Here is a 20,319-nt window from a genome sequence, read left to right as displayed (position 1 = left end):
CGGCAGGTCAGGAAAGTGTAACGAAGGGCTTAGCTGCGATCGTGAACGGTTTCCGTAGGTGCATTCGCTCTGACGGACGCGATGCCTTTTTCCGCAGCCTGTTTGCTGCTGTACATTTCACTGACCGCAATAATTTCGTGATTGCCTGCGCGCAGAACAAAATACCAGGGCTGCGAGGTACTCTTTTTAGATTTAAGTATTTCGTAATATCCCATAAAAACTCCTGTTATCAATGGGGATGATTAAGCGGTCCAAATTTAACCACTGACGCGGCAAAAACAACCGGACTTACAGGATTTATTGCAGGAAATTAAGCTGTCGTAATAGTAAAAAAGGCGGCCCGAAGGCCGCCTCGTTGCAAACGCTTTAGATTATGCGTAGCCGTAATTCATCAGACGATGGTAGCGACGGTTCAGTAGCTCTTCGGTATTCAACCCGTCCAGCTCGGCCAGATCGGCCAGCAGCTGCGCCTTCAGCGATTCCGCGATTGCCAGCGGATCGCGATGCGCGCCGCCCAGCGGTTCAGGAATGATCGAGTCAATCAGATCCAGCTCTTTCAGGCGCGGCGCGATAATGCCCATCGCTTCCGCCGCCAGCGGCGCTTTATCTGCACTCTTCCACAGGATAGAGGCGCAGCCTTCTGGTGAAATAACGGAATAGGTGCTGTACTGCAACATATTCACTTTATCGCCCACGCCGATAGCCAGCGCGCCGCCGGAGCCGCCTTCACCGATAACGGTACAGATAACCGGCACTTTCAGACCTGACATCTCACGCAGGTTGCGTGCAATTGCTTCGGACTGACCGCGCTCTTCCGCGCCGACGCCAGGATAGGCACCTGGCGTATCGATAAAGGTGACGATCGGCATTTTAAAGCGTTCGGCCATCTCCATCAGGCGCAGCGCTTTGCGATAGCCTTCTGGCGCTGGCATGCCGAAGTTGCGGCGAATTTTTTCTTTTGTTTCACGGCCTTTCTGGTGGCCGATGATCATGACCGGACGCCCTTCCAGGCGCGCGATGCCGCCGACAATCGCCTTATCATCGGCGTAGGCGCGATCGCCTGCCAGCTCATCAAAGTCAGTAAACACGTTACGGACGTAGTCCAGCGTGTAAGGACGCAGCGGGTGACGCGCCAGCTGTGCGATCTGCCATGCACCCAAATCGGCGAAAATTTTACGTGTCAGCTCTACGCTTTTTTCACGCAGACGCTGAATCTCTTCGTCCAGATTAATATCGTGTTTTTCATCCTGACGGCCAACCGACTTAAGGGAGTCGATTTTCGCCTCCAGTTCCGCGATTGGCTGTTCAAAATCCAGGTAATTAAGACTCATAATGTTCCTGTTTTAGTCAAACTCCAGTTCCACCTGCTCCGATCCTATCAGCGATCGCAGGTCATTTAGCAAACGATCGCAGGGAGATACGCGCCATGCCGCACCAAAACGCAGCCTGGCCCGCGCATCCGCTCTCTGATAGTAGAGATGTACCGGAATTGTCCCCGAACGATGGGGTTCCAGAGACTGACGGAGACGGTTTAAAAGCTGGTCATCAATTTGCCTGTCCGTCAGCGAGATAGCAAGTCCGCGCGCGTATTTTTCACGCGCTTCATCGATATCCATCACTTCACGGGCGGTCATTTTAAGGCCGCCGCTAAAGTCATCAAAGCTGACCTGTCCGCTGACGATCAGGATACGGTCTTTTTCCAGCAGCTGCTGGTATTTATCAAGCGCATCTGTGAACAACATCACCTCCAGACGACCGGAACGATCGTCCAGCGTGCAGATGCCAATACGGTTACCGCGTTTAGTGACCATTACGCGGGCCGCCACCACCAAACCGGCCGCCGTGGTTATCTTCCCGCGTTCGGTTGGGTGCATGTCTTTTAGACGTACGCCACCGACGTAACGTTCAATTTCTTTCAGATACTGGTTAATCGGATGGCCGGTGAGGTAAAGCCCCAGCGTTTCCCGTTCGCCATCCAGCTGTACCTGTTCCGGCCACGGCGTAATGCTGGCGTAGGATTGTTCCACCTGCTCCGGCTCTTCCGCCAGTACGCCAAACATATCCGCCTGACCAATCGCCTCCGCTTTGGCATGCTGATCCGCCGCCTTCAGCGCATCGCCCAGCGCACTCATTAACGCCGCACGGTGCGGGCCCAGACGATCGAACGCGCCGGACATGATCAGTTTTTCCATCACCCGGCGGTTGATCTTTTTCGGATCGGTGCGGGCGCAAAGATCGAACAGCTCGCGGAAATAGCCATCTTTATTACGCGCCTCGATGATCGCTTCGATCGGTCCTTCGCCAACGCCTTTAATCGCACCGATACCGTAAACAATTTCGCCATCGTCGTTAACGTGGAACTGATAAAGGCCGGAGTTAATATCGGGCGGCAACACCTTCAGCCCCATACGCCAGCACTCATCCACCAGCCCCACCACTTTCTCGGTGTTATCCATATCGGCGGTCATGACCGCCGCCATAAATTCAGCCGGGTAGTGCGCCTTCAGCCACAGCGTCTGATAAGAGACCAGCGCATAGGCGGCGGAGTGCGATTTATTGAAGCCGTAACCGGCGAATTTTTCCACCAGGTCAAAGATTTTCATCGACAGCTCGCCGTCGATGCCCATCTTCTCCGCGCCCTCTTTAAACACCGAGCGCTGCTTCGCCATCTCTTCCGGCTTTTTCTTACCCATCGCACGGCGCAGCATATCCGCGCCGCCGAGCGTATAGCCCGCCAGCACCTGAGCGATCTGCATCACCTGTTCCTGATAAAGGATGATGCCGTAGGTAGGTTCCAGCACCGGCTTCAGCGTCTCGTGCTGCCACTCAATATCGGGATAGGAGATCGCTTCACGCCCGTGCTTACGGTCGATAAAGTTATCCACCATCCCTGACTGCAACGGCCCCGGACGGAACAGAGCCACCAGCGCGATCATATCTTCAAAGCAGTCTGGCTTCAGGCGCTTGATCAAATCTTTCATGCCGCGCGATTCCAGCTGGAAAACCGCAGTGGTTTCCGCGCGCTGTAGCATATCGAAACTTTTTTTATCGTCCAGCGGGATGGCGGCGATATCGATTGGCGGCTCGCCCTGCTTCGCCCGGCGCGCGTTAATCATGTCCAGCGCCCAGTTGATAATCGTCAGGGTACGCAGGCCAAGGAAGTCAAATTTAACCAGCCCGGCATATTCCACGTCGTTTTTATCAAACTGGGTGACCGGATGGTTGCCGTGTTCGTCGCAGTAAAGCGGCGCAAAATCGGTAATTTTGGTTGGCGCAATAACCACGCCCCCGGCATGCTTACCGGCGTTACGCGTCACCCCTTCCAGCTTGCGCGCCATATCAATCAGCGCTTTAACTTCCTCATCCGCCTCATAGATTTCCGGCAGCTGCGGCTCGGCGGCAAAGGCTTTCTCCAGCGTCATGCCCGGATCGGGCGGCACCAGCTTGGAGATACGATCGACAAAACCGTAAGGATGACCCAACACGCGGCCCACGTCGCGGATAACCGCTTTCGCCGCCATGGTACCAAAGGTAATGATCTGCGAAACGGCGTCACGTCCATACATATCTGCGACGTGATCGATCACCTGATCGCGCTTTTCCATGCAGAAGTCAACGTCGAAGTCAGGCATGGAGACACGTTCCGGGTTGAGGAAACGTTCGAACAGCAGATCGAACTCCAGCGGATCGAGATCGGTAATTTTCAGCGCGTAGGCTACCAGCGAACCGGCACCTGAACCACGCCCTGGCCCCACCGGAATACCGTTATCTTTTGACCACTGGATAAACTCCATCACGATCAGGAAGTAGCCAGGGAAGCCCATCTGGTTGATAACGTTAAGCTCAATCTCCAGACGCTCGTCATATTCCGGGCGCTTCTGCGCGCGCTCTTCCGGGTCAGGAAACAGAAATTCCAGGCGTTCTTCCAGCCCTTCGCGCGAACGCTTCACCAGATAATCTTCGGTGGTCATGTCGCCGGTAGGAAACTGCGGCAGGAAGTATTCGCCGAGGCGTACCGTGACGTTGCAGCGCCGGGCGATCTCTACGCTGTTCTCCAGCGCTTCCGGGATATCGGAAAACAGCTCGCACATTTCTTCCGCGCTGCGCAAATATTGCTGCGGGCTGTAGTTACGCGGGCGTTTGGGATCGTCGAGCGTATAGCCGTCATGAATCGCTACGCGAATTTCATGGGCGTCAAAATCTTCCTCATTGAGGAAGCAGACTTCATTGGTGGCAACAACCGGAATCCCCTCGGCAATCGCCAGCTCGACGGCGGCGTGCAGGTAGCTCTCCTCATCGGGACGCCCGGTGCGGATCAGCTCCAGATAGTAGCGATCGGGAAAATGTTGCTGCCAGAAAGAGAGACACTGCGCCACCAGCGCCTGGTTGCCGCGCAACAGGCTGCGGCCCACATCGCCGCGGCGTCCACCAGAGAGCAGAATCAGCCCTTCCTGATGCTCAGCCAGCCAGTCGCGATCGATGGTCGGCCCGTTAACGCCGTAGCCACGCTGGTAAGCGCGTGAAATCAGCAGCGTCAGATTCTGGTAACCGGTATTGTTCATCGCCAGCACGGTAAGCTGACTAAGCTCATCGCCCATCAGCTCGCTGGCTACCAGGAAATCAGCGCCGATAATCGGCTTGATGCCCGCGCCATGCGCCGTGCCGTAAAACTTCACCAGCCCACACAGGTTGGTAAAGTCCGTGATCGCCATCGCTGGCATGCCAAGCGACGCCGCTTTTTTCACCAGCGGGCCGGTCTTTGCCAGTCCATCGATCATTGAATAATCGCTGTGGATACGCAGATGAATAAAACGTGGTTCGGCCATCTTTCTTTCCGGTTAACTGCAAAAAGCGCTAACGCGTCTTTTCAGCAGTGAGGTGCTTAACTTCAGCGTCCAGGAGCGCATTGCGCACCGGAGCAAAACTACGTCGATGGTGCGGCGTGGCACCATACTCTGTCAACATCGCCAGATGCTGCGCGGTAGGATAGCCTTTATGCTGGGCAAAACCATACTGCGGAAAAACCGCGTCCAGCTCGGCCATTTCACGATCGCGTGATACCTTCGCCAGAATCGATGCGGCGCTGATTTCAGCCACCAGGCTATCGCCCTTTACCACCGCCATCGCGGGCATCGGCAGGGCCGGACAGCGGTTACCGTCGATCAGCACATAATCGGGCACCAGCGGCAGACCTGCAACCGCACGCTGCATCGCCAGCATGGTGGCATGCAGGATATTAAGCTGGTCGATCTCTTCCGGCTCGGCTCGCCCCAGGCTCCAGGCGAGCGCTTTTTCCTTAATTTCATCAAACAGCGCCAGTCGCCGCTTCTCGCTGAGTTTTTTAGAGTCCGCCAGGCCTACAATGGGACGAGCAGGATCGAGGATCACCGCCGCGGTGACGACAGCGCCTACCAGCGGGCCACGCCCGACTTCATCAACACCTGCGATCAGCCGCGCGTCGGGATAGATAAATTCAGCCATTCGCCAGCTCCAGTACGGCCTGCGCCGCTTGTTCATCGGCATTCCAGCGGATCTGCTGGTGCAACTCGGTAAAGGTTGCCAGCAGGCTATCGCGCGTTTCGCCTGCGCCCAGCAATGGGGCAAGCGCGGCGGCCAGCCGTTCCGGCTGACACTCATCCTGCAACAGTTCCGGCACCAGCTCACGTCCGGCTAACAGATTGGGCAGCGAAACGTAGTCCGTTTTCACCAGCCGCTTCGCCAGCCAGAAGGTTACCGGCTTCATGCGATAGCCCACTACCATCGGGCATTTTGCCAGCATACACTCCAGCGCCGCGGTACCGGAGGCGAGCAGCGCCGCATCGCTGGCAACCATGGCTTCGCGCCCGTGACCATCCAGCAGATGCATCGGCAGATCGGGCGCAACCGCCGCCTTAATGTGTTCAAACTGCTCGCGCCGCTGTGCATTAACCAGCGGCACGACAATTTCCAGCTGCGGCCATTTATTCCGCAGCAGCATTGCCGTTTTCAGGAAGTCGGCGCTGAGCATCTCAACTTCCGCACGGCGCGATCCCGGCAGCAGCGCCAGGCAGAGCGCATCTTCAGCAATGCCAAGCGTGCGCCGTGCCGCCGCCTTATCAGGCTGCAACGGCATCGCATCCGCCATGGTGTGCCCGATAAAACGACAGGGAACATCATAGCGATCGTAAAAAGCTTTTTCGAACGGCAGGAAGGCCAGCACCAGATCGGTAGCGCGTCCAATTTTAAACACCCGCTTCTGCCGCCATGCCCAGACCGAAGGGCTGACATAGTGAATAGTACGAATGCCGCGCTGCTTCAGGCTTCCTTCAAGAGTAATATTGAAATCAGGCGCGTCGATGCCGACAAAAACGTCAGGCTTTAAGGCACTGAAACGGCGGGTCAGATCGCGACGGATTTTTAACAGGCGCGAGAGGCGTCCCAGCACCTCAACAATGCCCATTACCGCCAGCTCTTCCATGTCGTACCAGCTCTCGCAGCCTTCCGCCTGCATACGCGGCCCCGCCACGCCGACAAAGCGGGCGTCAGGGTGCTTTGCTTTCAGCGCACGAATTAAACCGGCACCTAGAATATCGCCGGAGGTTTCTCCGGCGACAAGGGCAATCGTTAGGGGACGAACAGCCATGGGTTAACGAATCAAACCTCGGGTTGAGCGAGCAAAGAAATCATAAAAAGGCTTCACTTCAGCATGCTCTTGCGCCAGCGCTTCAATCTCCGGCTTCACCTCATCCAGCGTTTTACCGCTGCGGTAAAGCAGTTTATAAGCGTTACGGATAGCGTGCAGCCCTTCCTTGCTAAAGCCACGACGTTTCAACCCTTCGATGTTGATGCCGAAAGGCGTGGCATGGTTGCCCTGCGCAATCACGTACGGCGGAACGTCCTGCGCTACGCCGGAACAGCCGCCAACCATGACGTGAGCGCCGATAACACAGAACTGATGCACCGCCGTCATGCCGCCAATAATAGCGAAATCATCCACCGTAACGTGCCCGCCAAGCGTGGCGTTGTTAGCGAAAATGCAGCGGTTGCCGATAATGCAGTCGTGAGCAATATGCGCATTTACCATCAGCAAATTATCATTGCCGATACGGGTAACACCGCCGCCCTGCACTGTACCACGGTGAATGGTAACGCTTTCACGAATGCTGTTACGATCGCCAATTTCAACGCGTGTTGGCTCGCCCGCATATTTCAGGTCCTGGTTAACCTCACCAATAGAGGCAAACTGGGTAATAATATTCTCTTTACCAATGCGGGTATGACCGTTCACCACCACATGGGATTTAAGAACGGTACCCTCACCGATTTCGACATTCGCCCCGATGTAACAAAAAGGACCGATATGCACACGAGCGCCGATAACGGCACCCTCTTCGATAATCGAACTTGGATGAACTACGGCGGTTGCATCAATCACGTATTACGCCTCCCGGCTACGGGCACACATCATGGTCGCTTCACAGACAATCTTGCCGTCTACGGTTGCAACGCCTTTAAAGCGCGTCAGGCCACGACGGGTTTTCTCAAAGGTCACTTCCATTACCATTTGATCGCCTGGCACCACCGGACGCTTAAAGCGCGCTTCATCGATACCGGCGAAGTAGTAAAGTTCGCCCGGTTCCAGCTTGCCAACGCTTTTAAACGCCAGAATGCCGGTTGCCTGCGCCATCGCTTCCAGAATCAACACGCCGGGGAAAATCGGTTTACCAGGGAAATGCCCCTGGAAAAACGGTTCGTTGACGGAGACATTTTTCACCGCACGCAGATACTTGTGCTCTTCGAACTCCAGGACACGATCGACCAGTAAAAACGGATAACGGTGCGGTAGTAGTTCTAAAATCTCTTCAATATTCAGAGTATGAGTTTCAGTAGTCAAAATACTCTTCCTGTCCTAAAAAATTCTGATGGCAACAATAACACGGCCTGCACCGATCCGGACGATCATCGGCAGGCCGCAAATGAGTGTATGTAACGTCTGGCTTCCTTGCTTTGCAGGTTTTATTTATGCAGGCTGCACAGACGCGTGATGTAACGCTTAGTCATCTTTACCGACTTTACGCTCGATGGCTTTTAAGCGTTTGCTTATCTCATCGATATTCATCACCAGCGCTGCGGTTTTACGCCAGGTTTTATTAGGCTGCAGCGGAATGCCTGAAGAGTATACCCCAGGTTCTGTGATGGGGCGCATCACCATTCCCATGCCGGTAACGGTCACTTTGTCACAAATTTCCATGTGACCATTGATCACGCTGGCCCCGCCGATCATACAGTAACGTCCGATTTTCAGGCTGCCGGCCATAATAACACCGCCAGCAACGGCAGTATTGTCGCCAATCACCACGTTATGTGCAATCTGGCACTGATTATCAATGATAACACCATTACCGATCTGAGTGTTATCCAACGCGCCGCGATCGATGGTGGTGCAGGCGCCAATTTCAACGCGATCGCCAATAACTACCGTGCCAAGCTGGGGGATTTTTACCCAGTTGCCGCGATCGTTCGCATAACCGAAACCATCAGCACCGATTACCGTTCCTGACTGGATCAGGCACTGCTGACCGATACGGATTTCATGATAGATCGTCACGTTAGCCCACAGGCGAGTACCTGCACCGATGTGGGTGTTCTTACCCACAAAGCAGCCCGCGCCGATAATCACGTTATCGCCAAGCACAACGCCCGATTCGATAACTGCATTAGCGCCGACAGAGACATTATGACCGAGAGTAGCGCTGGCATCGATAACCGCGCTGGGCGCGATATCCTGTGCTGGCTGCGGCGTGGTATCCAGCAGCTGCGCCATACGTGCATAAGTCAGATAGGGATTTTTAACCACCAGCGCGGCGCTATGGCACCACGGCAGATCCGTTTCTGTCAGAACCACGGCGGAAGCCTGACATTCGGCGAGCTGCTCACGATAGCGGCTGTTGGCAAGAAAAGTGATTTGACCGTTTTGTGCGGAGTGCATAGAAGCAATGCCGGAGATGGCGAGGTCGCCATCTCCGTGCAATTCTGCATCCAACTGCTGGGCTAAATCAGCCAGTCGAATTGAAGACATTGATTATTTAACCTGTTTCAGTACGTCAGCCGTGATGTCTTTCGCATTAGAAGCGTAAGCTACCGCGTTAGCGTCGATAACGACGTCATAACCGTTGCTGTCAGCAACTTTTTTCACAGCATCCTGAATACGGCTCAGCAGTTTGTTACGTTCTTCCATCTGGCGACGGCGGTTATCCTGCTCAAAAGCCTGGGCTTTTGTTGAGAAGGTTTCACGCTGCGACATGATGTCTTTTTCCAGACGGCTGCGTTCGCTGGCCTTCATGGTAGAGCCATCGCGCTGCAGGCGCTGCATTTTTGCCTGAAGATCGCGCTCCTGGCTCTGCAGTTCGGTAGCGCGGCCTTTGAATTCATTTTCCAGCTGTTTCGCAACATTGGCACGCTGCGGTAACTGTTGGAAAATGCTGGACACGTTTACCACAGCAATTTTATCAGCAGCCTGAGCGCCTGCGGAAACCGCTAAAGCGAGACCCAGACCTGCGGCACACAACAACTTTTTCACTATTAACTCCTTACCATCAACGTTTGTGTCAAAGACACACTTTTGCCTGAAACATCGGGCCGCTGACGAACCGGCAGCCCGATGCACAGTGCGATACTTAACCGTTATGCTTCCCTGAAGCGTGCATTACCAGGTTTTACCAATGTTAAACTGGAACTGCTCCGCTTTATCTCCATCATATTTCTTAAACGGCTGGGCATAAGAGAAGACCAGCGGGCCCAGCGGCGACATCCACTGCAGCGCAATACCGGCAGACATACGAATATTACCCGGATCGCTGTAGTCTGGAATACCGGCCAGACGACTCGCAGTGGTGTTTTCCCAGTTGGTATCCCAAACCGTACCTGCATCGACGAACAGCGAGGTACGCACTGAGTTCGCGTATTTTTCGCTGATAAACGGCGTCGGCGTGATCAGCTCAAGACTGGCCACGGCCATGGCGTTACCGCCCACCGCATCATCCGACCGACAAAGCGTATTGCTGCCGGAGCAGGTAGAAGAATTATCGTTGATGTAGGCTGCTTTCGGACCAATGTTATTGGAACGGAAACCGCGCACGGTGCTGGAACCACCGGCGTAGAAGTTTTCATAGAACGGCAGCTCTTTGCTACCAATACCGTCGCCATAGCCGACGCGACCGCGTCCCAGCAGAACCCAGGTATGGTCATCATCGATCGGCATGTACTGCTGTGTATCCAGCGTAACTTTATAGAAGTTGTTATCCGAGCCCGGAATGGTCACTTTACCGTTCAGGTTGGTACGGTTACCGGAGGTGGGGAAGAAGCCACGGTCCAGGTTGTTATACGTCCAGCCATAGTTGAAGGTAAAGTCATCGGCGGAATATTCGGCGTCTCCCGTCAGCGATGGGGTCTGCCCTACCGAGCGCAGATAGCGCCACATAGCGACCTGCGGCTGCATGTTAGAGAGATCGTTATGTACGTAGCCGAGACCAACGCGCAGCGTATTGTTCTCGTTAACCGGGAAGCCCAGCGTGCCATCCAGACCATAGCTTTTGTTGGTATAGTCAGATAGATCGGCATCGTCTGCTTTAAAGTCGTTATAGAAAATACGCCCGCCCAGACTGACGCCATCTACCGTAAAGTAGGGATCGGTCAGGGAGAATTCCGCATAGGTCTGATAATCGTTTTTGGTGCCGCTGATGCCAACGGTATTACCGGTACCCAGCCAGTTATCCTGGGTCACACCCACCTGGAAGCTGACGCCGCTTTCGGTGCCGTAGCCGATACCAAAGTTAAAGGTACCGGTATTACGTTCTTTCACCTTATAGACCACGTCAACCTGGTCAGGCGTGCCCGGTACGCGCTGCGTATCCACATCAACGGTTTCGAAATAACCGGTACGATTCAGACGCTCTTTACCCTGTTCAACCAGGTTGCTGCCCAGCCACGCGCCTTCCATCTGACGCATTTCACGACGCAGTACTGAATCTTTTGAGGTATCGTTGCCTTCAAAGCGGACTTTACGTACGTAGTAACGGTTACCGGAATCAACATTGATATGCAGCTTAACGGTTTTATCCGCGTCGTTGATTTCCGGCTGCGTCACCACGCGCGGGTAGGCGTAACCATAACGGCCCAACAGCTGTTTAATGCCGTCTTCCATTTTGGTGACTTTGGTGCCGTTGTACAGCTCGCCCGGCTCAACCTTCGCAATGCTTTCGATTTCCGCCGAGTGCCCCGCCATACTGCCGTTCACCACTACGCCAGAAAGCTTATATTGATCGCCTTCGTTGATGTTGATGGTGATGTAGATACCTTTTTTATCCGGCGTCAGGCTGACCTGAGTGGAATCGATATTGAAACGGGCATAGCCACGATCGAGGTAGAAGCTGCGCAGCGTTTCCAGATCGCCCGCCAGTTTCTGTTTCTGATATTTACGATCGCCTACCAGGTTCCACCACGGCACTTCATCACGCAGCTGGAACCGGGAGATCAGTTCATCTGAGCTGTAGGTTTTATTACCGACTACGTTGATCTGCTGGATTTTCGCCGAAACGCCTTCAATAAAGACCAGTTTGAGATCGACGCGGTTGCGCGGCAGCGGCGTCACCACGGCTTTTACGCTGGCGCTATATTTACCGACGCTGTAGTAGAAGTCTTCCAGCCCTTTCTCGATACTGGAGATGGTAGTGCGATCCAGCGCCTCGCCGACGCGTACGCCGGAAGCTTCAAGATTCTGTTTGAGCATGTCATCTTTCACCGCCTTGTTACCGGAGAAAGTGATGCTGGCTATGGTGGGACGTTCCTTGACCTGAACGATCAGCGTGGTGCCGTCGCGCAGAACCTGAACATCTTCGAAGTTCCCGGTAGCAAACAGGGCGCGAATGGTATTACTGATATCTTCATCATCTACCGTATCACCAACACGCACCGGCATGCTGAGCAGAGCCGCACCAACAGCGACTCGCTGCAGTCCTTCGAAATGAATGTCCTTCACCACGAACCCGTCTGCACCGTAAACGGTGGCGCTGCTGAACAGCAGCGACGCTATGAGCAACTTTTTCATCGCCATCGTTGTTATGCGTTCTTCCTAACACGTCCCAGCCTGGACCACTTTCCGATCATCACAGGCGAGAGAAATCATTGAATAGTGCAAGCCCCATTAACAACACCAGCAAAATTGAGCCAATGCGATAACTGAAGTCCTGAACTCGCTCGGACACCGGTTTCCCTTTGATTTTTTCAATCGCGAGGAAAAGCAAATGCCCACCATCTAATACCGGTAACGGGAAAAGATTGATAATACCGAGGTTCACGCTGATGAGCGCAAGAAACATCAGGTAATAAATCATCCCATACTCTGCTGACATCCCTGCGCCCTGCGCGATAGAAATCGGCCCGCTCAGATTATTCAGCTTAACATCTCCAGAGATCAATTTGCCAAGCATGTCGACTGTTAGCCTCATCAGCTGCCAGGTCTTTGCCCCGGCTTCGCCAATGGCGGCAAACGGCCCATACTGACGCATCGTCCTGTACTCATCCGGCAACGGCACGACCTTTGGCACGACGCCAGCAAACCCTGAAGCCTGGCCTTTGCCTTTCGCAGCAGGCGTTAGCGTAAGATTAAGGATCTCTCCCTGACGCTCAACGTCCAGCGCGATGGCCTGATCCGGACGTTCGCGCACCAGGTTAACAAAATCTCGCCATTCAGCCAGCGGCTGACCATCGACTTTAACGATCCTGTCGCCTGCTTGCAAACCTGCCGCGCTGGCAGGTGAGTCAGCCAACACTTCTGCCAGTACGGTTTCAATCTCCGGGCCGCGCGGAGCAATACCCAGTGCAACAACCGGGTCCTGCTTATCTGGCTCAAACTGCCAGTTGCGTAAATCGACCCGTTTTTCAACCTGCTGCGCCGAGCCGAACGGTGACATCGTTAGCGTAACGTCGGTGTCACCGATTTTACTCACCAGCGCCATACGCACAGATTCCCAGTCAGGCGTTTCGATGCCATCAACCGCTTTAAGTTCCATGCCGGGCGAAATTTGCGCTTCCGCCGCGACTGAACCGCTTATGATTTGCCCAACCACCGGACGCACGCCCGGTACGCCGTGGATAAATACCAGCCAGTAAGCGAAAACAGCAAAGAGAAAGTTGGCAATGGGGCCAGCGGCAATAACCGCCGCACGTTGCAGTACGGTTTTATTATTGAAGGCGAAATGACGCAGTTCCGGCGCAACGCTTTCCACGCGTTCATCCAGCATTTTGACATAACCGCCCAGCGGGATCAGCGCAATGGCATATTCCGTACCGAGACGATCGCGGTAGCGCCATAGCGCTTTACCGAAGCCAACGGAAAATCGCTCAACTTTAATTCCGCATCGACGCGCCACCCAAAAGTGACCAAACTCGTGCACGGTGATCAATACGCCCAGCGCAATGACGAAAGCGGCAAGACTCCAGATAAAGCTTAGCATAGCGTCTTGTCCTTACAGCGTCCTGAATACCAACAGCAACAGACAGGCAAAGACCGGTACCGCTGCGGTCAGGCTATCGATACGGTCGAGAATCCCGCCATGTCCGGGAATCAGATGCCCGCTGTCCTTTATGCCGGCTTCACGTTTAAACATACTTTCGGTGAGATCGCCCAGCACTGAAGCCAGCGCGGCGATAAGAGAACAGATCAACAGCGTGCCGGGCGCAACGTTCAACGGCGCCCACAGACCGAACAACCAGGCGATAATCGCCGAGGTCAGCAGCCCACCGAAAAAGCCTTCCCAGGTTTTCCCCGGTGAGACTTTGGGGGCCAGCTTATGCTTACCAAACAGGCGTCCAAACATATAGGCACCGGAATCAGCGCCCCATACAAGGAACATCACGTAAAGCAGCCACCAGGCACCGGCGAAATGGTCGATGTCATAATGATACTGACGCAGCGCTATCATGCCGAAGAAAAACGGCACGATAGTCAGCACGCCGAAGATAAGCCGCAGCGCACGCGAGCCACGCCAGAATCCGGCAGAAGCAGGATAAAACAGCACCAGCAACAATGCGGCAATCCACCAGCCAAGCGCGGCCCAGAGCGAGCCGACAATTTGCGGTAGCTGAACGGCATGTTGATAAGGGGGAAGCGTAAACAGCATCAGGGCAAGCAGCAGGCCGCAAAGGACGGCCAGCCAGATGCGTTGAAGGCGAGAGGTAAATCCGGCGAGCTGACCCCATTCCCAGGCGGCCAGCATACACACCACCAGCGTGGCAATAGCAAATCCTGACGGCGGTAACCAGAAAAGCGCAGCGATCACCAATGGAATCAGGATGAACGCTGTAATCAGACGCGATTTCAGCAAAGGTTACCCCCAGGGCGCTCAGGCGCCGCCAGGTGCTGCGCCGCCAAACCGACGCTCACGGTGTGAGAAAGCATTCATTGCACCTTCAAAAACTTGTTCATCAAAATCAGGCCAGAGAACATCGGTGAAGTAAAATTCCGCATAGGCAATCTGCCACAGCAGGAAGTTACTGATACGATGCTCTCCCCCGGTCCTTATAACCAGATCCACCGGTGCCAGGTCGTGCATGCAGAGAAATCTGGACAGCGTAGTTTCTTCGATTTGGTCAGGACGGAGCAAACCTTCCTGCACCTGCTCGGCTATCTGTTTTACGCCGTGAATAATATCCCAACGGCCGCCATAATTCGCGGCTATGTTGAGGGTTAATCCATTATTTTGTTGAGTCAGTTCCTCAGCGCGACGAATGCGCTCCTGTAAGCGTGAATTAAAACGGCTGATATCGCCAATAATTCTTAACCGAACGTTGTGTTTATGCAGGCTTTTCACTTCGCTATCGAGCGCCCAGACAAACAGCTCCATCAGGGCCACCACCTCCTGCGCCGGACGAGACCAGTTTTCGCTACTGAAGGCATAAAGCGTGAGGGCTTCCAGTTTGTTGCTGACGGCAAAGCTTACGGCGCGACGCACCGATTTCACTCCCGCTTTATGACCGGAGACACGAAGTTTACCCTGATTTTTTGCCCAGCGGCCGTTGCCATCCATGATGATGGCCACATGACGCGGGCGTGTCCGCTGCTGGTCATCGGTTGTTATTTGAGTTTCGGACGACATAACGCGTATTCATTTCCTTTAATCATAAATACAACGGCTTCTGAATACATTCCCGTGCGGCTGTAAAAAAGCCGTGACAACCACGGCTCTGTTCACCGCTCTGACTGTGTGTAAATGCGAAACGGGAGCCAGGGACTATACCAGCTTAGCCCCTCGCTCACAAATAGCGCCCATGCAAATAGCGATTTAACCAATCGCGACAAAGCGCGGCAACAACCCCTGCGCAGCCCGACGCGCCTGTGCATCGATCGCCAACACCGCCTCCACGCTTTGCGGCTCGGCAAGCTGTAGCGATGACAAAACGGCGGTATTGAGCGCAGCGATATCGGTAAAGCGAATCTGCGCGTTAAGGAACGCCGCGACCGCAATTTCATTCGCTGCATTCAGTGCGGTTGTCGCTGCCTGTCCCTGTTCACACGCTTCTATCGCCAGTTTCAGACAGGGATAGCGATTGAAATCAGGTTCGGCGAAGGTCAACGCCTTCATACGGGTAAAATCGAGCGGCGTTACGCCCGTTTCTACACGCTGCGGCCAGGCCATGGTATGCGCGATTGGCGTGCGCATATCTGGCGAGCCCAGCTGCGCCAGTACGCTGCCGTCGCGGTAACGCACCATCGAATGAATCACCGACTGCGGATGCAAAATCACTTCCATCTGCGCATCGGTTGCATTAAACAGCCAGCGGGCTTCAATGTATTCCAGGCCTTTATTCATCATGGTGGCGGAATCAACGGAAATTTTACGTCCCATTGACCAGTTCGGATGCGCGCAGGCCTGCTCAGGCGTGACGGTTGTCAGCGCTGAAAGCGGCGTGTCACGAAACGGTCCACCAGATCCCGTAAGGATAATCGACTCAATGCCGTTTTCCTGGAGGTTAGCGTATCCTAACTGTTGCTGGATGGAAGCGGGTAAACTCTGAAAAATCGCATTATGCTCGCTGTCAACCGGCAGCAGACGTGCGCCGCTGGCGCTGACCGCCTCCATAAATAAACGGCCGCACGTGACAAGGGATTCTTTGTTCGCCAGCAATACCGTTTTACCGGCACGGATCGCAGCCAGCGTAGGCAGCAGGCCCGCCGCACCGACAATCGCGGCCATAACCTGATCGACCTCATCCAGCGCCGCCAACTGGCAGGCAGCCTCTTCACCAAACATGACTTCAGTGCGCACGCCCAGCTCGCGCAGACGCTGACGCAACAGACTGGCCGCAGCCTCATCCGCCATCGCGGCGTAGTCGGGACGGAAGCGCAGGCACTGCTCGGTCATCAGATCGACATGATATCCGGCGACCAGCGCCTTAACGGAAAACTGCTGTGGATTGGCTGCTACCACCGCCAGCGTATTAGTGCCAATCGATCCGGTAGAGCCCAGAATGGTTAGTTGCTTCATGAGGCCGCTCTGTGTAGAAATTCGGTCACGGCGCGAAAAAAAGATGCGCCAGTGCGCCGATAATGAAGAGACAAAGCAAAACGCCGTCAAACAGCGTAGGCTGAATGGCGTTACACTGTGGACGGCGTTTTACGAACGTGCGACGGATTTAGAAATCCATCAGCTCCGTTTCTTTTTCGGCCAGCGCGGTATCGATTTTCTTGATATACGCATCGGTCATTTTTTGAATTTCATCCTGCGCGCGGCGTTCTTCATCTTCGCCGATCGCTTTATCTTTCAGCTGCGCTTTAACTTTGTCGTTTGCATCACGACGCACGTTACGTACGGATACACGACCCTGTTCAGCTTCGCCACGCACGACCTTAATCAGATCTTTACGGCGTTCTTCCGTCAGCGGCGGCAGCGGTACGCGAATATCGGTGCCGGCGGAGCTCGGGTTCAGACCGAGATCGGATGCCATGATCGCTTTCTCAACGGCCTGACTCAGCGAGCGGTCAAATACGTTGATTTTCAGCGTGCGTGAGTCTTCGACGGTAACGTTGGCCAGCTGGCGCAGCGGTGTCGGCGTACCGTAATATTCTACTACGATCCCGTCGAGAAGCGCTGGTGATGCGCGGCCAGTGCGTACTTTGCCGATGTTATTTTTGAACGCCTCAACGCATTTTTCCATGCGCGTGTCGGCATCTTTCTTGATGTCGTTAATCACGTTGTAACCCTTGGATTCAGTTTAACCTGACACGACGGCGTGCCAGGAAACGGTAAAATTCGTCGGTAATCCTGAACGGTACGCGGCGCGCTATCACGCCACGCTAACAGAATATACCCTATTTTACGCCGTGACGGATATTAATGCGTAATCAGGGTGCCTTCTTTTTCACCCATCACCACACGACGCAGTGCGCCCGGCTTATTCATATTAAAGACGCGGATCGGCAACTGGTGGTCGCGCGCCAGGGTAAAGGCCGCTAAATCCATCACTTTCAGCTCACGTTCCAGCACTTCCTGATAGGAGAGCTGATCGTACAGCGTGGCATCCGGATTTTTTACCGGATCGGCGGAATAAACGCCGTCAACTTTGGTCGCTTTCAGCACCACGTCAGCTTCAATTTCGATACCGCGCAGGCAGGCAGCGGAGTCGGTAGTGAAGAAAGGATTGCCGGTGCCTGCGGAAAAAATCACCACGCGGTTGTTACGCAGCAGGCTGATCGCCTCCGCCCAGCTGTAGTTATCACACACGCCGTTCAGCGGAATCGCCGACATCAGACGTGCGTTCACATAGGCACGGTGCAGCGCATCACGCATTGCCAGCCCGTTCATTACGGTGGCCAGCATTCCCATATGATCGCCGACAACGCGGTTCATCCCCGCCTGCGCCAGGCCTGCGCCACGGAACAGGTTACCCCCACCAATCACGACGCCAACCTGAATACCCAACTCCACCAGCTCTTTAATTTCCTGAGCCATGCGATCGAGTACGCTCGCGTCGATGCCGAAACCTTCGGCGCCCTGCAACGCTTCGCCACTCAGTTTTAGCAGGATACGTTGATAAACAGGTTTTGCATTGGTAGCCATGGTCATTTTTTCCTGGAAGCTATCATGAAAATGAGGAGTTAAATCCGATCTATCATCCGCTTAGCCGGTTAATAATGCTATTGGGATGAGACTGAAAAATGCTGAAGATCTCAGACAAAAAAGAACCGCCGGTTGGCGGTTCTTTCGGGACCATTAAGACTGTTTGGACATTGCTGCGACTTCGGCAGCGAAGTCGTTTTCTACTTTCTCAATGCCCTCACCCACTTCGAAGCGGATGAAGTTGATTACGTCAGCGCCTTTCTCTTTCAGCAGCTGACCAACAGTTTTGCTCGGGTCCATAACGAAATGCTGACCGGTCAGGGAAACTTCGCCGGTGAACTTGTTCATGCGGCCCTGAACCATTTTCTCTGCGATTTCGCGCGGTTTGCCAGACTGCATTGCGATGTCCAGCTGGATCTGATGCTCACGCGCAACAACGTCAGCCGGTACATCTTCCGGTTTAACGTATTCCGGTTTGCTGGCCGCGATGTGCATCGCGATGTGTTTAACCAGCTCTTCGTCAGCGCCGGTAGCAGAAACCAGAACGCCGATACGTGCGCCGTGCAGGTAAGAACCTACAACATCACCTTCGAGAATAGCAACGCGACGGATATTGATGTTTTCACCAATTTTCGCTACCAGCGCGGTGCGCTGATCTTCGAATTTCGCTTTCAGCGCTTCGATATCAGCGATACGCTCAGCGGTAGCCGCAGCGATAACTTCTTTACCGAATGCCAGGAAGCCAGCATCTTTAGCAACGAAGTCAGTTTCGCAGTTCAGTTCAACGATTACGCCGGTGTTGCCTGCGATTTCAGTCAGGATTACGCCTTCAGCTGCAACGCGACCTGATTTCTTCGCCGCTTTTGCCTGACCAGACTTACGCATGTTGTCAATCGCCAGCTCGATGTCGCCATTCGCTTCAACCAGCGCTTTTTTACATTCCATCATGCCCGCGCCAGTACGTTCACGCAGTTCTTTTACCAGAGCAGCGGTAATATCAGCCATTCTCTCTTCCTCAGTTGTCTGGGTTCATCCACGCCCGTTCATGGAGCGACCGCTGGCATTGCCGTATCGGCCCGCTCCTGTTTACAGGAGTGCTTCGCAGCCAGGCCAGGCGCCGCCCGGACGGGCTGCGGTTAAAAAAATAAAGGGGCCTAAAGCGGCCCCTTACAGATCATATCTGAATGATAAGGGCTCTGTAGCAGAGCAAACCTTATTAAGCCTCTAAAGAAGCTTCTTCTGCCTGCTCAGCCAGATCCTGAGAACGGCCTTCGCGAATGGTAGTCGCAACAGCGGTCAGGTACAGGCTAACAGCACGGATCGCATCGTCGTTACCAGGGATAACGAAATCAACGCCATCCGGATCGGAGTTAGTATCAACGATAGCAAATACCGGGATACCCAGGTTGTTTGCTTCTTTGATTGCGATATGTTCGTGGTCAGCATCGATCACAAACAGTGCGTCCGGCAGACCGCCCATGTCTTTGATACCGCCCAGGCTGTTTTCCAGCTTGGCCAGTTCACGGGCGCGCATCAGCGCTTCTTTTTTGGTCAGCTTGTCGAACGTACCGTCCTGAGACTGAGTTTCCAGATCTTTCAGACGTTTAATGGACTGACGAACAGTTTTCCAGTTAGTCAGCATACCACCCAGCCAGCGGTGGTTGACGAAGAACTGGTCGCAGCTCAGCGCAGATTCTTTGATGGCTTCGCTGGCAGCGCGTTTAGTACCGACAAACAGGATTTTGCCTTTACGGGAAGCGATTTTGTTCAGTTCCGCCAGGGCGTCGTTGAACATCGGTACCGTTTTCTCAAGGTTGATGATGTGAACTTTGTTACGCGCGCCGAAGATGAACGGCTTCATTTTCGGGTTCCAGTAACGGGTCTGGTGACCGAAGTGAACACCAGCCTTGAGCATGTCGCGCATGGAAACAGTTGCCATGATTACCTCTGTAATTAAATTGGGGTTGGGCCTCCACATATCCCATGCAACCGACCCCGAAAGGCACCCCGGCGCATGTGCCGATATGTGTGTGTTGTTTACACATAATGAGATTTATACTCATCATAATGTCAGGCTGTATAGTGAACGGCCTCTGGTGCTCGTTGCTGTCGCTTACCGGAGTAAGTTATCGCAGACGCGCTGAATGCCGCTTTCATACGAACCGAATTATGTAGAGCATGGCGTTTCCAGCGCGAGCTTTTTGCCTTAACTGGAATCGTCGGC

Annotated in this window: 18 protein-coding genes; all 18 read right to left on the bottom strand. The window is 54.2% G+C overall.

Translation table 11 applies throughout. The annotated features are described in order from the left end of the window. Positions 1–29: 29 nt before the first annotated feature. The 18 genes from C7M51_RS00735 to rpsB all read right to left on the bottom strand — a co-directional run bounded on the left by C7M51_RS00735 (position 30) and on the right by rpsB (position 20,034). A complete protein-coding gene (locus C7M51_RS00735; protein ID WP_160619710.1) occupies positions 30–215 on the bottom strand; it encodes a YegP family protein in 186 nt (61 codons plus the stop codon). Positions 216–371: 156 nt separating this feature from the next. After that, the gene (gene accA / locus C7M51_RS00730) at positions 372–1,331 is read right to left on the bottom strand and encodes an acetyl-CoA carboxylase carboxyl transferase subunit alpha (RefSeq protein ID WP_160619709.1); all 960 of its coding nucleotides are present in this window, start codon (positions 1,329–1,331) and stop codon (positions 372–374) included. A 12-nt stretch (positions 1,332–1,343) separates the two neighbouring features. Next, positions 1,344–4,826, bottom strand: coding sequence for a DNA polymerase III subunit alpha (dnaE, locus tag C7M51_RS00725; RefSeq protein WP_160619708.1), 3,483 nt, complete (start codon positions 4,824–4,826; stop codon positions 1,344–1,346). Between the two features lie 28 nt (positions 4,827–4,854). Beyond that, entirely contained in the window at positions 4,855–5,481 is a 627-nt protein-coding gene (gene rnhB / locus C7M51_RS00720; protein WP_160619707.1) for a ribonuclease HII, read from the bottom strand. Beyond that, positions 5,474–6,622 (bottom strand): lipid-A-disaccharide synthase, encoded by a 1,149-nt coding sequence (gene lpxB, locus C7M51_RS00715; protein WP_160619706.1) that lies wholly within the window; start codon positions 6,620–6,622, stop codon positions 5,474–5,476. Before lpxB ends, rnhB begins: the two co-directional genes overlap by 8 nt. 3 nt (positions 6,623–6,625) lie before the next feature. Next, positions 6,626–7,414, bottom strand: coding sequence for an acyl-ACP--UDP-N-acetylglucosamine O-acyltransferase (gene lpxA, locus C7M51_RS00710; RefSeq protein ID WP_160619705.1), 789 nt, complete (start codon positions 7,412–7,414; stop codon positions 6,626–6,628). A 3-nt stretch (positions 7,415–7,417) separates the two neighbouring features. Beyond that, positions 7,418–7,873: a 3-hydroxyacyl-ACP dehydratase FabZ gene (gene fabZ, locus C7M51_RS00705; protein WP_141175171.1), complete on the bottom strand. Its 456-nt coding sequence runs from the start codon at positions 7,871–7,873 to the stop codon at positions 7,418–7,420. 159 nt (positions 7,874–8,032) lie between these two features. Next, entirely contained in the window at positions 8,033–9,058 is a 1,026-nt protein-coding gene (gene lpxD / locus C7M51_RS00700) for a UDP-3-O-(3-hydroxymyristoyl)glucosamine N-acyltransferase (RefSeq protein ID WP_160619704.1), read from the bottom strand. Between the two features lie 3 nt (positions 9,059–9,061). After that, positions 9,062–9,559, bottom strand: coding sequence for a molecular chaperone Skp (gene skp / locus C7M51_RS00695; protein WP_160619703.1), 498 nt, complete (start codon positions 9,557–9,559; stop codon positions 9,062–9,064). 126 nt (positions 9,560–9,685) lie between these two features. After that, complete coding sequence (bamA, locus tag C7M51_RS00690; RefSeq protein WP_160619702.1) at positions 9,686–12,091, bottom strand: outer membrane protein assembly factor BamA; 2,406 nt, start codon at positions 12,089–12,091, stop codon at positions 9,686–9,688. A gap of 52 nt (positions 12,092–12,143) precedes the next feature. Continuing rightward, entirely contained in the window at positions 12,144–13,493 is a 1,350-nt protein-coding gene (gene rseP, locus C7M51_RS00685; RefSeq protein ID WP_160619701.1) for a sigma E protease regulator RseP, read from the bottom strand. Between the two features lie 12 nt (positions 13,494–13,505). Then, positions 13,506–14,363, bottom strand: coding sequence for a phosphatidate cytidylyltransferase (cdsA, locus tag C7M51_RS00680; RefSeq protein ID WP_160619700.1), 858 nt, complete (start codon positions 14,361–14,363; stop codon positions 13,506–13,508). Positions 14,364–14,381: 18 nt separating this feature from the next. After that, positions 14,382–15,134 (bottom strand): (2E,6E)-farnesyl-diphosphate-specific ditrans,polycis-undecaprenyl-diphosphate synthase, encoded by a 753-nt coding sequence (ispU, locus tag C7M51_RS00675; protein ID WP_160619699.1) that lies wholly within the window; start codon positions 15,132–15,134, stop codon positions 14,382–14,384. Between the two features lie 186 nt (positions 15,135–15,320). Next, positions 15,321–16,523, bottom strand: a complete 1,203-nt coding sequence (gene ispC, locus C7M51_RS00670) for a 1-deoxy-D-xylulose-5-phosphate reductoisomerase (protein WP_160619698.1) — start codon at positions 16,521–16,523, stop codon at positions 15,321–15,323. Positions 16,524–16,671: 148 nt separating this feature from the next. Continuing rightward, positions 16,672–17,229 carry a ribosome recycling factor gene (gene frr, locus C7M51_RS00665; RefSeq protein ID WP_160619697.1) on the bottom strand — a complete coding sequence of 186 codons (558 nt, stop codon included), beginning with the start codon at positions 17,227–17,229 and terminating at the stop codon, positions 16,672–16,674. Between the two features lie 140 nt (positions 17,230–17,369). Then, positions 17,370–18,095 carry a UMP kinase gene (gene pyrH, locus C7M51_RS00660; RefSeq protein WP_038628061.1) on the bottom strand — a complete coding sequence of 242 codons (726 nt, stop codon included), beginning with the start codon at positions 18,093–18,095 and terminating at the stop codon, positions 17,370–17,372. A gap of 153 nt (positions 18,096–18,248) precedes the next feature. Continuing rightward, positions 18,249–19,100 carry a translation elongation factor Ts gene (tsf, locus tag C7M51_RS00655; protein ID WP_141175161.1) on the bottom strand — a complete coding sequence of 284 codons (852 nt, stop codon included), beginning with the start codon at positions 19,098–19,100 and terminating at the stop codon, positions 18,249–18,251. 211 nt (positions 19,101–19,311) lie between these two features. After that, positions 19,312–20,034, bottom strand: a complete 723-nt coding sequence (gene rpsB, locus C7M51_RS00650; RefSeq protein ID WP_160250709.1) for a 30S ribosomal protein S2 — start codon at positions 20,032–20,034, stop codon at positions 19,312–19,314. Positions 20,035–20,319 lie beyond the last annotated feature (285 nt).

Origin of the sequence: Mixta intestinalis (assembly GCF_009914055.1) — a bacterium.
Taxonomy (GTDB): Bacteria; Pseudomonadota; Gammaproteobacteria; order Enterobacterales; family Enterobacteriaceae; genus Mixta; species Mixta intestinalis.
Note: the sequence above shows the minus strand (reverse complement) of the source record. Positions and strands in the feature narration are given on the sequence as shown.